This is a genomic window from Butyricimonas paravirosa (assembly GCF_032878955.1).
GTDB lineage: Bacteria > Bacteroidota > Bacteroidia > Bacteroidales > Marinifilaceae > Butyricimonas > Butyricimonas paravirosa.
Genome location: NZ_CP043839.1, coordinates 629,394 through 642,409, shown reverse-complemented (window position 1 = coordinate 642,409; position 13,016 = coordinate 629,394). Strand labels below are relative to the sequence as shown.

The following is a 13,016-nucleotide window of genomic DNA, read 5'->3' as shown; positions in this document are numbered from 1 at the left end:
TCAGTATTATAGTTTACACGGGGGATATTCAATGTCACAAAGAAACAAGGCATTGCCGGGAACGGAAGTTCCAGCTTTGCATCGATCCTTGCTTTCAATAATCTGTTGGAATTGTTCCAGCGTGATACGTCCTTGCCCTACATCCAACAATGTTCCCACGATGGCACGTACCATGTTACGCAGGAAACGATCGGCTTTGATCGTGAATACAAGTTGTTCATCCGTTTCTTCCCAGTTGGCCTTCATCAAATGGCAGATGTTCGTTTTTACATCCGTGTGCAGTTTGGAGAAACTGGTGAAATCCTCGTAACGTAGGAGAAGTTCACAAGCATTGTTCATTAACCGGATGTCCGGTAAGGGATGCGGCCGGTAGGCAAACGGGTAAGTAAACGGATTCTTGTTTTTATTGATATAATATTTGTACGTACGCGAGATAGCCGAAAAGCGAGCATGCATGTCAGGGTGTACGGTGTAAATATCTTTGATCGCAATGTTTTTTCCCAAGAAACGATTGAGCTTGTCCGTTAGGGCTTGCGTGTGGGCTATGACAACATCACTATCAAAGTGGGCCACAAAAAACGAGGCGTGTACTCCCGTGTCCGTTCGTCCGGCCCCGGTCACGTTGATTTCCTGTTTTAGCAGGAGGGTAAGTGCCTTGTTGATTTCTTCCTGGACAGAGGGGGCATTGGGTTGTATCTGCCAACCGTTATATTCACTTCCGTTATATGCTAATTCAATAAAATACCTGTGCATGTTTCCACTTTTTCAAGATTCAAAATTAACAAAATTCCGTGAGAGTAGAAGAACATGAAACGTTTTTTACTTTGTCTCTTCTTCGGGCTGCGAGAATGCCATCCACGGGTAAATTTCAATTAACTTGCAACTTGTGGCCCGAGAACCTGTAACGGAAGAATATAAACGTTAATTTTTAACGCTTGTACCCTGACATTATATCCTGATTTTACGTTATATTTGTGAGTCCGTAGTATTTCAAGGGCATGTTAAATGTTGAAAAGGAATGAGCAGTATTGTAGAAAATTTGAAAGAGATTGCCGGTAGTTTACCGGAAGGGGTAAAATTAGTAGCCGTATCGAAAACAAAGCCCGTGGAGGCGATAGTGGAGGCATACGAGGCTGGGCAGAGAGTATTCGGGGAAAATCGGGTACAGGAGTTGGCGGAGAAGTACGAGGTACTTCCTAAAGATATAGAATGGCACATGATTGGTCATTTACAAACGAATAAAGTGAAGTATATGGCCGCTTTCGTTTCTTTGATTCATGGTGTGGAGAGCTTGAAATTGCTGGAGACCATTGACAAGGAGGGGAAAAAACATGATCGGGTGATCCCTTGCCTGCTGCAATTTTATATAGCCAGTGAGGAAACCAAGTTCGGGTTGGATATGGAAGAGGCCAAAGCTCTTTTGGAGAGTGCCGATTACAAGAATATGAAGAACGTGAAGATCGTGGGCGTGATGGGGATGGCGACGAACACGGATGATGAGGTGCAGGTCAGACGGGAATTTCATCACCTGAAAGAGATTTTTGACGAGTTGAAGACAACTTATTTCGCAGAGAACCCTGAATTCAAGGAATTATCCATGGGGATGTCCGGAGATTACCGGATAGCCGTGGAGGAAGGAAGTACGATGGTACGTGTGGGGAGTTCCATTTTCGGTGCGAGAAATTACGCGAATATATAATTTGAAAGATTCATTATTAACTATTTAAATAAATCATTATGGCAGATTTGAAGACGAAATACATGGGACTGGAGTTACGGAGTCCGATTATCGCGGGAAGTTGCGGTTTAACGTCCGACGTGGAGAAGATGGTCGAGATGGAGAAAGCAGGAGTGGGAGCCGTGGTGTTGAAATCTATTTTCGAGGAACAGATTAACGAGGAGACTTCCGGTGTGTTCAAGGCCGGTTACGGGATGGGTGATGCTTACCCGGAGGCCGAGGATTATATCAAAGCGTACATTCGTTCCAACACGATACAGAAGTACGTGGAATTGGTTCGTAATGCCAAGAGTCGTTTGACGATACCCGTGATTGCCAGCGTGAACTGTTTTAGTGGTGGTGAATGGGTTTCGTTTGCTCGCCAGTTGGAAGAGGCTGGGGCAGATGCGCTGGAGTTGAATGTCTTCATTTTGCCGGTGAACGAGTTTAAGGAGAGTGCGGAAGTGGAGAATGTGTATTTTGAGATCGTGAAATCCATCAAGAGCCAGATAAAGATACCTGTTTCCGTTAAGATCAGTCATTATTTCACGAACCTTTCCGCTTTCGTGGATAAAATCAAGGCTTACGGGGCGAACGCGACCACGTTATTCAATCGATTCTACGAGCCGGATATAAATATTAATACATTGGAGATGGGGGCCGCATCCGTGTTTAGTACGGCTGCCGAATTGAGGACAACCTTGAGATGGACCGGTATTTTGGCCGGGAAGGATAAGAAGTTGGAAATTTCTGCATCCACGGGCGTGCATGGTGGTGAGGCTGCCGTGAAGTTATTGTTGGCAGGTGCGACAACGGTTCAAGTTTGTTCTGTTCTTTACGAGAAGGGTATTCACGTGATCGAGGATATAAATAATTTTATCGGGAAATGGATGGACTCGAAAGCTTTCAAGACAATCGGGGATTACCGGGGAATGCTTTCCTATTCGTCCATCGAGAACCCGGATCTTTATGAAAGAGCCCAGTTCATGAAATACTTTAGTAATAAACAATATTAATTTATGAGAAGTACATTTATCTTGTTGTTGTGTTGCATGTGCTTTGCATGTGCGAAGTATCCGGGAGTGCCGGAAAAATATCATGCTTTGTTGGACAAAGCTTTAGAAACGTCGGGAACGAATCAGCCGGAACTGGCAAAAGCGTTGGAAAGTGCTACTCCGGAAATGAAGGAAGGCGTGGCCTTTTTGATTTCTTACATGCCGGAGCGGGATTTGAAAACGATGAAAGGGGATGATTTGTTGTCGAATGTGAAATTGGCCTATGAAGCTCGTAATCGTTTTGCCTGGGCGAAGAGCGTGCCGGATTCTATTTTCTTGAATGACGTGTTGCCTTACGCTTCACTGAACGAGGAGAGAGATCAATGGCGTGCCGATTTCTACAAGAGATTCGCTCCTTACGTGGAGAATTGCAAAACATTGGAGGAGGCAATTAAAGCCGTGAACAAGAACATCCGGGATGAAGTGAAGGTGGATTACAACACGGCCCGCGAGAAACCGGATCAGAACCCGTCAGAGTCTATTCGTCAGGGAATGGCCTCTTGTAGCGGTCTGTCTATTTTATTGACGGATGCTTTGCGGTCGGTGGGTATTCCTTCCCGTATTGCCGGGACTGCCAACTGGCATGATAACCGAGGGAATCATAACTGGTGCGAGGTTTGGTTGGACGGTAAATGGTATTTTACCGAGTATTACCCGAACGAGCTCGATCGTTCTTGGTTCCTTGCCGATGCCGGGAAAGCTGATCCCAAAGATCGTATGCACGCAATCTGGGCCTCTTCTTTTAAACCGACGGGGGAGAGTTTCCCGTTAGTTTGGGATTTTAATATTAAGTACGTGCCTGCTATCAATGTCACTCAACGTTATCTGGATATTTATCAAGAGGTTTATCAATCTCAATTGGCCGGAGGAAATTACGTACCTCTAAAAGTCATGATGTTTAAAGATAAACGCAATATGCGTAAATCTGATGATCGGGTAGCTGCCAACGTGGATATTTTCTGCGGTAAAGATCAAATCGGTGGTGGACGTACTGCCGGACCTAGACAGGATATGAATGACGTGTTGGAATTTATGGTGGAAAAAAATAAAGTGTATACTTTGAATTATTTCGATAAAAACGGTCAGTGGGTTGGTGAAGAAGTGAAAGTGAAAGAGAAACCGGTAGAAGTGAAATTACACTTGTAAGAAAAATAAGAGGGGGGCAAAAATCTTTTGCCCCCCTCGTTTGTAAAGTTTATAAAGTAGAACCTTCGATTCTAAAAGTTCATAAAGTCCATTGACCCTAGCGGGCGCCTTATCTACGGCAACTTTGTTGCCGATGGATTCAGTCTGAGGGATAAACCTTATAACTTTACAAACCTTACGAACTTTTGCACCCTTTCGTTTATTAATTTTTCGGTATTGCGGATACAATTTTGAGATTGTTGGCATCTATCGTGACATCGAATTCCCGATCCCCTTGTTCAACTTCAAAAATGTAAACGAGCGAACCGTCTGCTCTTTCTTCATAATCAATGTCGTCAATCCGGTAATTCGCGTAGGAAGAAGTTTTCAGTACATTCATCACGTTGGTTGGTACATTATTGTGTGAAACTTCCCAAGTGGTGACAACCCATTGATTCTGGTGGTTGAACACGACTTCTTTCATGATTTGTTGATCAATAATATCAATCTTTAGTAACCCTTTATCCTGATCGATTTCCACGATATTGGCCTGTGGGTATTTCTGCTGAATGAATTGTAGGACTGTTTTGGGAGCGCTCTCCGGTTGATATCCCCGTCCATCGTTATCCATGAGGGTTTTTACTAGCGTTCCATTTTCCAAGTAGTGCAAGGCAACTTCTTGTTCCCCGAGTTCTGCCTCGATAATGTAAATTGTCTCCATCCCGGCTCTTTCCAGCTTGTCAACATCTTCTACTTCCCATCTCCCGTATTCTCCGGATTTAAAACTATTGCGGATTACCACGGGCAGGGAGTTATATTTGACGTCACTTTCGGTCATCACCCATTGGCCGTTGTTGTCAAACCAAGCCTCGACTTCCGTGAAGTCGATATGGAATTCGGCCACTTGATACGTGTTTTTCACTTCCCATTCTACTCGTTTTGCCGAGGGATATTTGGCTTTAAAGGCACTCACGACGTTTTTGGGTGGCGTGTAGCTGCTGTCTTTGCAGCTACTGAAAGCAAACGTGGTGGAGAGTAGGATTAGTGCGGTAACTAATGTTGTTTTCATAATTTCTAATTTAAGATCCTCTTGTTTTACGTTACTGCAATTTAAATGTTACCTGTCTATCATTTTACAACATTTCCCTCCATATTCACTGTTACGTGAATTTCTTGATTGCCTTTTTCCAATTCGAAGATGTATACTTCACTTCCGTCCGCGCTTTCTTTGTAATCAATATCATCAATTTTGAATCCCGGGTTATCATTCAGCACTTTGGTTGCAATGTCTTGAATCTCTCTTTCTCTAACATCCCAAGTCGTGTATAACCATTCGTTAGCACTATTGAAGTGTAATTCTTTTGCTTTGTTTTCGTGTAAGATGTCGATCTCGGTAATTCCTTTTTCGACTTCAATGTCCACGATGGTTGCTTGTGGATATTTCTCGTTAATGAAATTTTTCAGGACTTCAGGAACCGTGTTCGGTTGATAATTGTTGTTGTTGTCAATGTCTTCTACCGCTTTTATTAAAGTTCCGTCTTCAGCGTAGAATAAATCAAATTCCTGTTTGCTTTTTTCAACTTCGATCACGTATACGGTTTCCATTTCAATTCTTTCCAGCATGTCCACGTCGTCTACTCTCCAGTCTTTGTATTCCGACTCGTTGAATGCGGTTTGTACGGCATCCGGGAGATTGTTAAACAATATGTCGCTTTCAGTCATCACCCATTCCCCTTTGGTGGTGATCCATGCCTCCTTCTCGATGTTGTTGTCATAGAAGTCTGCCACGTAGTGGTCGTGTTGTAATTCCCAGTCGACACGCTGTGCGTTCGGGTATTTTTCGTATAGCACGTTCACGATTTTTTCATCCGGCGTGTAGTTATCGTCACTATCCTCACAGCTAGTGAAAGCAAATCCGGCTAACAATAAAGAAACGAAAATGGTCATTCTTGTTTTCATGGCATATAAATTTTAATGTTTGTATTCTTTGTTCTAATTTCTGAGAACAAAGTAAAGGGGTGATTTGGGAAAGATTTGGGAATCGAAATTATTTTAGATTTAAAAATTTGAAGATTCTGTGATTTGATGATTGCCGATTAAGTGATTTTTTCCCCGTGAATGTGTGCCTTTTTTAATCACGGAATCATTGAATCGGAAATCACAGAATGATATATTAAAATCGTAAATCGAATCGGTGTTTCCCATCGAAGGAGTAGGAAATGTGAAAATGGTAAAGGTGGACGATGCTTTGGATAATTGCCAATCCTAGCCCGGTGGAATCACTTTTTTTGTTGTCGGCTTGATAGAAACGAGTGAAAAGGCGGGATTGATCCAAAGAGGGACCATCCGTGCTGTTGGTGAAAGTGATTCCGGTTGATTGTACGCGAATAGTGATACTTCCCTCGTTCGGGGTGTGTATCATGGCGTTTTTCAACAGGTTCGTGATTAATATATTTGCTAGTGATTCATTCATGTGAACTTTACAAGCGGCATTTTCTTCCACTTCCACGTGCAGTTTTTTATGCTCGTAAATTTCTTGAAAATCTTCCACGAGTTCTTTTATGATCGGGTTGAATTCCACTTCTTTCGTTTCGTGGAATTGGCCATTCTCGATGCGGGAAAGGAGCAACAGGGATTTATTGAGTTTCACGATACGTCCCAGATTCCGGTGGATGTCCTCGATTTCTTCCAGTTGTCCTTCCGTGCAATCCGGCCGTTCTGCCAATAATTCCAGCTTGTTCCGGCAGATTGCTAACGGGGTCTGGAGTTCGTGGGATGCGTTTTCAATGAATTGTTTCTGTTGGGAATACATCTCTTCGTTTCGCCGGGTCATTTTAAGTATCGTCTCGTTTAGTTGGCGGAATTCTTTTATCTTGGTAGGGTTCTCCAATGGGGGATTTTTCCCGCCCAGGGTAAATTTGTTCAGCCAGCCCAGTAGTTTGTAGAATGGGGCCAGGCTTTTTCTGAAAACGACCTCAAAAACGATCAGTATACAAACAAGTAGCGAGACATACAGAATCACGATCGACCATAATATCGCCTCGATCATATCGTCCTGTTCCAGGGTTGAGATCATGATCGTTAACTCGTAAAACTTTTTATCCTCTCCCCGAAAGGCTGTCTTTAGTACTCGTACAGGATCAAAATCGTATTCAAGTTCGTAAAAACGTGTCGAGTCAAAGTATCGTTCTTTGTAATGAATAGCCTGCTCTTCAGGTATTTCTTTTATGAAGTATTGACTCATTAAATCGCTACTATTATTAATTGCGGCTGTATCCCTCAAAACCTGTTGAATAATAAGATGCTTGTAGTTTTCCAAGCTATCATCCGTCTCGTCCAGAATTTCATCCAGTATGCTAAAAAAGAAAAAGCCAGCCCAGAACGTGAGGATAATAATCATCACGATCGAGAGTTTGCTTATCGTGTGGTGGATGAGTTTCATGCTTCCGGTGTTGTGATTAGTTTATAGCCGAACCCGTACACGGCTTTTATTTCCGGGATAGCGTCAGCGGTTTTCATCTTTTTGCGTAAATTTTTTACCTGGGAATAGATGAAATCGAGACTGTCGGCTTGATCAATGTTATCACCCCACACGGATTCAGCCAATGTCGTTTTGTTGATCAATCGGTTCGGATTGGTGACAAAATAGTAGAGCAAGTCAAATTCTTTTCGATTGAGTTTCAGCTCTTCTCCATTGATGAACACGGTGTGATCGTCGGGACGGACGGTTAGGTTTTCAATTTCAATCTCGGTATTCCCGTCGGTTTGATGGCGTCGGATCACGGATTTCACCCTCGCGTGTAATTCTGCCAAGTGGAATGGTTTTGCGAGGTAATCATCAGCACCGAGGTCAAGCCCCGTAACCTTGTCTTCAATGGAATCCTTAGCCGACACGATGATCACGCTTTCCCGTTTCTTTAATTTCTTCAGCTCTTCCAGAATCGAAAGTCCGCTACCCCCGGGGAGCATAATATCCAGCAAGATACAATCGTAGTCGTAATCATTGATCTTTTGCAGGGCTGTAGAATAGTCTGCCGCTGTCTCCACGACAAAACGTTCTTTCTCCAGTGATCGAGTCATCACTTCTCGCAAGTCTTTTTCGTCTTCAATGATTAATATCTTCATGGCGTTGAAATTTTGTAGAACAAAAATAGCAATTTATTCTGGAAAGAATCTGGAATAAATTTTAAATAAGAGACTTCCGGGAGTACATTTCCAATTTATTCCTTTATATTTGCTGCGATGCAAAAAGAGGTTGTATGAAGGATAAAGACCTGTCTTCGGACATTCCGGCCGAATATACGGTATGGCTCATCCCGTTGTTTGGGATAGTCATGCTGATCGGGGCTATTCAGAAATGGAAATGGGTGTTGCAAATGCAAGGTACTCGCCCCTTTGGTTTCCTGTATTGGTTAGGATACTTGTGGGGAGAGAAAGGGTATCGTGTAGGGATGATCTTACTTTCTATAATCATTATTATTTGCGGGCTGTTATTGGCTTTTTTGATGTAATAATAATTTAAACAATAGAAATATGGAATATCCGAGTGTTGAGGTTTTAATGAAACAGATCCGGGATTGGGCGGAAGAGGAAGATTACGATGCAATTATAGAGGTGTTGCCGGAATTGAAAACTCCCGGGCAATATTACGAGGCGGTATTATGCGTGGCTTATGCTTATTTGAATCAGGGATTTTACCATGATGCGGAAGAGTGGTTACGTAAAGTGGAAGACCAAGGACGTGAGAGTGGTGTTTGGAATTACCGGTTGGCTGTTGCGTTGATGCATCAGATGCGATTAGAGGAGGCTTTGCCGTATGCCGAACGTGCGGTGACGGTGGAGGCTGGTTACCCGTGGGGATGGTTGGTGTATAGCAAATTATTGTATGGATGTCAAAGAACCGAAGAGGCGTTGGAGGCTGCCAAGAAGGGATTAGTTTTGATGCCGGGGGATGAAGAATTTACTTCATTGATTGAGGATATTTCTAACGGCCTGTCATTTTTTGAAGTTACAGGTGTGGAGGAAGACGATGGGAAAGTGGAGAACGGGGAAGAGAAGGCCGGGACCTTTTGCGGGTCCGTGTTGCTAAACTCGGTAAGTTTCGACGTGGATAAGGTCATGGCAGATTTGAAGACGGAGTGGGGAATAGAGCCATCCGATAAGCCGGGAGATATGGCCAGTGATGATGCGAGTGCAGACGAATCGACCCGGGTGTTTTATCTCGGTGAAACTTTAGTGGCTATCAGTCTCATGCCGGCAAGAGTTCCGGATGGAGAGGCCGAGTATTATGCAGAGACAAATTATATGTGGCCGAAAGCCGTAGAGGTAACGAAGACGCATAAAGCTCACGTGCTGGTAGCTGTTCTTGCTCATGGCTTGACCCCGGTGGAAGCAGGTAAGTTACACGTGAAAGTGATCGCTACTTGTTTGAAACAGCCCAATGCTATTGGCGTTTATGTTTCCGGGACAGTGTTTCAACCGGAATTTTATATCGAGGTGGCCAATATGATGAAGGAAGATGAGGAAAACTTACCCGTGTTGACTTGGGTGTATTTGGGCCTGTACCGGAACGAGGAGGGAAATAATATATACACGTACGGGATGACAGCTTTCGGGAAAGAAGAGATCGAGATATTGGGAAGTAAACATAATTTCCCCGAGTTGCAAAGATTCATGCTTGAAATAGCCTATTATGTTATCGGTTCGGACGTGACGCTACGGGAAGGAGAAACATTAGGAGTCAGCGAAGAACAAAAATTACCAATTACCCGGTCAAAAGGAGTAGCCGTGGAGGGTATGACTTTGAAGATTGAATATTAAATATTAATTTGAATTTATTGGTTTATGCTATTTTTTATATACATTTGTAACCTAAAGGTTTCTTTTTATAACCTAAAGGTTATCATGTTGTTTAATAAAAAATGATTGGTGTCATGGAAAATTCTAAAATTGAACAGGTGGAAGTCGAGCGATTTAAATCGCTTTTTCTTCGTGGTATTGCTTTTATTTTCTGGTTCCCGGGGATAATATTGATGGAACTTCCATTAAATAAATTTCTGATGGCGATTGTAGCTGTTATAAGTTCTGTATTTGGAATCTTGTTTATTTATGCGGTAATAAAGGTATTCCGGGTATTTCGGAAAATCAAGGGAGATCAAGTTCTCCAACAAGCACTAATGAACGAAATGTACTTGAGTTTTGATTATAAGGCATTAGTGACCGGTTTTTATTCAACCTTGATTTATGTTATACTTTTGTTTCTTTTGAGTGATTTTGTGGATATACCTGTACGGGTAATATGTCTGACAATTGTTTATGTTGCGGTTGTCGTAACGGAATTGCGTAGATTCTTTTTATACAGACAATAGTGCTTATGGCTGTTCAGGAATTAAATAATAAAATAAAAGTGTATCGGGCAATGAAAAATATAAGTCAGGAGGAATTGGCCGTTGCTATAGGGGTTACTCGTAAAACGATTAACACGATAGAAACGGGTAAATTCGTTCCCTCTACAATAATTGCGTTAAAAATAGCCCGGTATTTTAAGGTATCCGTGGAGGATATTTTTGAACTTGATAATGGGATTGTTGAGTAATAAAGTGTTTTTCTGTATTTTTGAAAAGGTGTTTTGATTAAAAATAATGGATTAAGATGAGTTTGGAAGATTTAAAGAATAGTTTGGGAGAAGATGTATTGACTTCAATGTATGAGTACTTGATCCCAGAGGAAGATGACGAGATGGAAGGATTTGTTCCGGCTTACGGGAAGAAAGACGTGAAGACTTGTGAGGAGATTCTGTTGGAATTTATTGATGCTTTGTCTCGGGCTGATGAAAACAAGGAGATCATCATGGGACAGGTTAAAGAAACTGTGCTGGCTTTGAATGTTTTGAACGAGAAGTGCGAGTATGAACTGATCGAGACGGATCAGCGGGAAGATATTTGTAAATTTATCATTACGGCCGTAAATGTGGCCGGGTTGAAGACCGATGAGGACGTGACGGAAGAGTGGAGAGAATGGTAGTTCTTTGACCGGAGTAACGTGATTTTAGGCGAGAGTGGAAGGTGTATCGTATTTTATAAGGTGTAGAAGTTTGATATTGTTGATGATTCGTTATCTTTGCGAGTAATAAATCCTTGAAATAGGTGAAAATAGTGCATGGATAGTGATGATATACTTATGGGGTTGAAACGTCGGGATGAAACAGCTTTGTCTGTTCTTTTCGATACATATTACGAGAAGTTGTATCTTTTCGCGGAAAAGTATATCTATGATTCTGATAAAGCGCATGACATCGTGCAGGATGTTTTTCTGAAAATATGGGAGAATGCCGAACGTTTGGAGTTAACATCTTCCATTCAACATTATCTTTTTGCATCCGTTCGTAATGGTTGTTTGAATTACCTGAAAAGTCTGCAAATCGAAGATCGTAATAATCGTAAGTACATGGAGGCCTATATCGAGTCGCAGAACGTGGATATGGTAGATGATGAAGAACTCCTTGCCCGTATTCGGCAAGTGCTTGACGAGTTGCCGGAAAAGTGTCGGGAAGTGTGTCTTTTACGTTTCGTGGAAGGCTGTAAGTACGCTGAGATTGCAGCTCGACTTGATATGAATGAGAACACCGTGAAAGCACAGTTGCACCGGGGTATGGAGCGCTTGAAACAAGCGTTTGCCACGTATGACTACGTGCTTGTTCTTTGCGCTCTTGGTAGAATTTTTATAGATCGGTGATTATTCCAGGATGATATTTGAATATTTGGAGACGGAGGCTCTCCTGTTAATAGGAGATAGAGCGAACACGTAAGCGATACAGTTGGCCGGGGTAAAATCTTCGTGTAAAGGGTATTTTTTTGTTCCGGGTAGTCCTCGTTTACCTAACGGATAAGCTAATGAGTCTTGCTCTTGAGTGTCATAAATGACCAGAAATAAGTCGTCTTCATCTTTGGCAATAGGACTGAGTGGTTGACGTAGCCATTCTGCGTGAATGATACGTTTGTTTTCTTGAATACGAATATTTACCACAGGAGGAGTCAAGTTACCTGTCGTGAAAGTAATTCGCTCCGGATGGAACGTGACGTTTAGGGTTTCTTCATCAACTTCTACGGTGTTTTGGTTGAGTCCGATAAATTGAACCCGGGAGGTCGACCACGACTGGTGAGGTGATCCGGCTCGTATTGCCGTGTAAAAATGGAATGCAATGTCAGATAGTGCTTTAAAGCGAATTTGCTGACAGACTTGTGCTGCGGATTGTTTTTTGCTTTTAAAACATATTTTTCCTTTGGCGATATTTTTCCCTTTGTACCTGCTTATCGTGACGTTCCCCACGGAACCGGATGCGTTATCGAAAATATGTGAATGAATGATAGCCATACTGATTTTAGATTTAAAATTTTGGATTTCAGATAGGATAATAGGGGTTACTTCAATTTTATCTTGTAGTAAAGGCTATTCGAGAATGAGTCCCTGTCTGCATTTGTGAAGAAGGTGTAGATGTGGGCTTCTGTGGCATTCGTTTGGTCGAGGAGAATATTGGCTATCCCGTCATTCCGGGTGATTCCCGTGTTTTCGATGATTTGTACCCGAAATGGTTCGTTGTCGTAAATTACCGCAAGTACGAGTTCATCCTTATTTCTGCGGTCACAAATCCACGGGGCGGTATCCCAGGTAATTGAGAGTATTCCTTCCGGAGCCTCTTGTTGCCTGAATTGAAAGGGGGTTTGTAAATCTCCCAGGGTAAATTTTAATAAAGCGAAATCTCCGACATTGTAATCCGTGTCAAAAGCGTTGATATTTTCCTTGACGAAAAGGTTGTAACCGGAGGAAATGTCTCTGTTGTTCGCTTCCCTGTTCCACGAGTAAACGAGGAAAGTGTTCTTCACGGATTGATAAAGCGTGACCACCGACGATAACCGTGCATTTTGCCGTGCCCGGATTGGAGAATCTACATTACCGTCATACGAGGGAAGTTTACGACCGAACGTTTTTCCTCTTTTGTGGTATATGACCATTCCATCGTGTCGCCCGTGGGCATCTTTTAATAGACCGGATTTAATTTCTACCATAACTTTGTTCTTGTTAATAATTGCCTATGTCTCTCTTGTTTTATTTGTATTGTT

General features: G+C 42.4%; 16 protein-coding genes. 9 read left to right on the top strand and 7 right to left on the bottom strand.

Annotation, left to right across the window (positions count from 1 at the left end):
- Positions 1-6 precede the first annotated feature (6 nt).
- On the bottom strand, positions 7-753 hold the full coding sequence (truA, locus tag F1644_RS02760; protein WP_118302133.1) for a tRNA pseudouridine(38-40) synthase TruA: 747 nt from the start codon (positions 751-753) through the stop codon (positions 7-9).
- 265 nt (positions 754-1,018) lie between these two features.
- On the opposite strand from truA, the gene F1644_RS02755 reads away from it, so the two are divergent.
- From F1644_RS02755 to F1644_RS02745, 3 genes are read left to right on the top strand one after another with little or no spacing between them, the layout of a single operon-like run.
- Complete coding sequence (locus F1644_RS02755) at positions 1,019-1,699, top strand: YggS family pyridoxal phosphate-dependent enzyme (RefSeq protein ID WP_118302134.1); 681 nt, start codon at positions 1,019-1,021, stop codon at positions 1,697-1,699.
- Positions 1,700-1,737: 38 nt separating this feature from the next.
- Positions 1,738-2,733: a dihydroorotate dehydrogenase-like protein gene (locus tag F1644_RS02750; RefSeq protein ID WP_087420492.1), complete on the top strand. Its 996-nt coding sequence runs from the start codon at positions 1,738-1,740 to the stop codon at positions 2,731-2,733.
- Between the two features lie 3 nt (positions 2,734-2,736).
- Complete coding sequence (locus F1644_RS02745) at positions 2,737-3,918, top strand: transglutaminase-like domain-containing protein (protein WP_087420491.1); 1,182 nt, start codon at positions 2,737-2,739, stop codon at positions 3,916-3,918.
- 202 nt (positions 3,919-4,120) lie between these two features.
- On the opposite strand, the gene F1644_RS02740 is transcribed toward F1644_RS02745, so the two are convergent.
- The 4 genes from F1644_RS02740 to F1644_RS02725 all read right to left on the bottom strand — a co-directional run bounded on the left by F1644_RS02740 (position 4,121) and on the right by F1644_RS02725 (position 8,022).
- Positions 4,121-4,966 (bottom strand): PepSY-like domain-containing protein, encoded by an 846-nt coding sequence (locus tag F1644_RS02740; RefSeq protein ID WP_118302136.1) that lies wholly within the window; start codon positions 4,964-4,966, stop codon positions 4,121-4,123.
- Between the two features lie 59 nt (positions 4,967-5,025).
- Positions 5,026-5,856 (bottom strand): PepSY-like domain-containing protein, encoded by an 831-nt coding sequence (locus tag F1644_RS02735; protein WP_118302137.1) that lies wholly within the window; start codon positions 5,854-5,856, stop codon positions 5,026-5,028.
- A 214-nt stretch (positions 5,857-6,070) separates the two neighbouring features.
- A complete protein-coding gene (locus F1644_RS02730) occupies positions 6,071-7,339 on the bottom strand; it encodes a sensor histidine kinase (RefSeq protein WP_118302138.1) in 1,269 nt (422 codons plus the stop codon).
- Positions 7,336-8,022 (bottom strand): response regulator transcription factor, encoded by a 687-nt coding sequence (locus F1644_RS02725; protein WP_087420487.1) that lies wholly within the window; start codon positions 8,020-8,022, stop codon positions 7,336-7,338. The genes F1644_RS02730 and F1644_RS02725 overlap by 4 nt, the downstream gene beginning before the upstream one ends.
- A 134-nt stretch (positions 8,023-8,156) precedes the next feature.
- On the opposite strand from F1644_RS02725, the gene F1644_RS02720 reads away from it, so the two are divergent.
- The 6 genes from F1644_RS02720 (at position 8,157) to F1644_RS02695 (ending at position 11,631) form a co-directional block, all read left to right on the top strand.
- Complete coding sequence (locus F1644_RS02720; protein ID WP_118302139.1) at positions 8,157-8,408, top strand: Imm17 family immunity protein; 252 nt, start codon at positions 8,157-8,159, stop codon at positions 8,406-8,408.
- A 22-nt stretch (positions 8,409-8,430) separates the two neighbouring features.
- Complete coding sequence (locus F1644_RS02715; RefSeq protein WP_229782430.1) at positions 8,431-9,717, top strand: DUF4261 domain-containing protein; 1,287 nt, start codon at positions 8,431-8,433, stop codon at positions 9,715-9,717.
- A 113-nt stretch (positions 9,718-9,830) separates the two neighbouring features.
- A complete protein-coding gene (locus tag F1644_RS02710; RefSeq protein ID WP_118302140.1) occupies positions 9,831-10,265 on the top strand; it encodes a hypothetical protein in 435 nt (144 codons plus the stop codon).
- A 5-nt stretch (positions 10,266-10,270) separates the two neighbouring features.
- Entirely contained in the window at positions 10,271-10,492 is a 222-nt protein-coding gene (locus F1644_RS02705) for a helix-turn-helix transcriptional regulator (protein WP_118302141.1), read from the top strand.
- A gap of 56 nt (positions 10,493-10,548) precedes the next feature.
- Positions 10,549-10,920 carry a hypothetical protein gene (locus F1644_RS02700; protein ID WP_087420486.1) on the top strand — a complete coding sequence of 124 codons (372 nt, stop codon included), beginning with the start codon at positions 10,549-10,551 and terminating at the stop codon, positions 10,918-10,920.
- A gap of 135 nt (positions 10,921-11,055) precedes the next feature.
- Entirely contained in the window at positions 11,056-11,631 is a 576-nt protein-coding gene (locus F1644_RS02695) for an RNA polymerase sigma-70 factor (RefSeq protein WP_118302142.1), read from the top strand.
- Here the strand turns inward: F1644_RS02695 and F1644_RS02690 are convergent, their stop codons facing one another.
- Positions 11,632-12,270: a hypothetical protein gene (locus tag F1644_RS02690; protein WP_118302143.1), complete on the bottom strand. Its 639-nt coding sequence runs from the start codon at positions 12,268-12,270 to the stop codon at positions 11,632-11,634.
- A 47-nt stretch (positions 12,271-12,317) separates the two neighbouring features.
- Entirely contained in the window at positions 12,318-12,962 is a 645-nt protein-coding gene (locus tag F1644_RS02685) for a hypothetical protein (RefSeq protein WP_118302144.1), read from the bottom strand.
- Positions 12,963-13,016 lie beyond the last annotated feature (54 nt).

What these genes read in the sequence shown, in the direction of transcription:
- F1644_RS02695 (WP_118302142.1), top strand. Translation starts at nt 11,056, where the DNA reads ATGGATAGTGATGATATACTTATGGGGTTGAAACGTCGGGATGAAACA.
- F1644_RS02690 (WP_118302143.1), bottom strand. Translation starts at nt 12,270, where the DNA reads ATGGCTATCATTCATTCACATATTTTCGATAACGCATCCGGTTCCGTG.
- F1644_RS02705 (WP_118302141.1), top strand. Translation starts at nt 10,271, where the DNA reads ATGGCTGTTCAGGAATTAAATAATAAAATAAAAGTGTATCGGGCAATG.
- F1644_RS02755 (WP_118302134.1), top strand. Translation starts at nt 1,019, where the DNA reads ATGAGCAGTATTGTAGAAAATTTGAAAGAGATTGCCGGTAGTTTACCG.
- F1644_RS02710 (WP_118302140.1), top strand. Translation starts at nt 9,831, where the DNA reads ATGGAAAATTCTAAAATTGAACAGGTGGAAGTCGAGCGATTTAAATCG.
- F1644_RS02745 (WP_087420491.1), top strand. Translation starts at nt 2,737, where the DNA reads ATGAGAAGTACATTTATCTTGTTGTTGTGTTGCATGTGCTTTGCATGT.
- truA (WP_118302133.1), bottom strand. Translation starts at nt 753, where the DNA reads ATGCACAGGTATTTTATTGAATTAGCATATAACGGAAGTGAATATAAC.
- F1644_RS02700 (WP_087420486.1), top strand. Translation starts at nt 10,549, where the DNA reads ATGAGTTTGGAAGATTTAAAGAATAGTTTGGGAGAAGATGTATTGACT.
- F1644_RS02725 (WP_087420487.1), bottom strand. Translation starts at nt 8,022, where the DNA reads ATGAAGATATTAATCATTGAAGACGAAAAAGACTTGCGAGAAGTGATG.
- F1644_RS02715 (WP_229782430.1), top strand. Translation starts at nt 8,431, where the DNA reads ATGGAATATCCGAGTGTTGAGGTTTTAATGAAACAGATCCGGGATTGG.
- F1644_RS02750 (WP_087420492.1), top strand. Translation starts at nt 1,738, where the DNA reads ATGGCAGATTTGAAGACGAAATACATGGGACTGGAGTTACGGAGTCCG.
- F1644_RS02740 (WP_118302136.1), bottom strand. Translation starts at nt 4,966, where the DNA reads ATGAAAACAACATTAGTTACCGCACTAATCCTACTCTCCACCACGTTT.
- F1644_RS02735 (WP_118302137.1), bottom strand. Translation starts at nt 5,856, where the DNA reads ATGAAAACAAGAATGACCATTTTCGTTTCTTTATTGTTAGCCGGATTT.
- F1644_RS02685 (WP_118302144.1), bottom strand. Translation starts at nt 12,962, where the DNA reads ATGGTAGAAATTAAATCCGGTCTATTAAAAGATGCCCACGGGCGACAC.
- F1644_RS02720 (WP_118302139.1), top strand. Translation starts at nt 8,157, where the DNA reads ATGAAGGATAAAGACCTGTCTTCGGACATTCCGGCCGAATATACGGTA.
- F1644_RS02730 (WP_118302138.1), bottom strand. Translation starts at nt 7,339, where the DNA reads ATGAAACTCATCCACCACACGATAAGCAAACTCTCGATCGTGATGATT.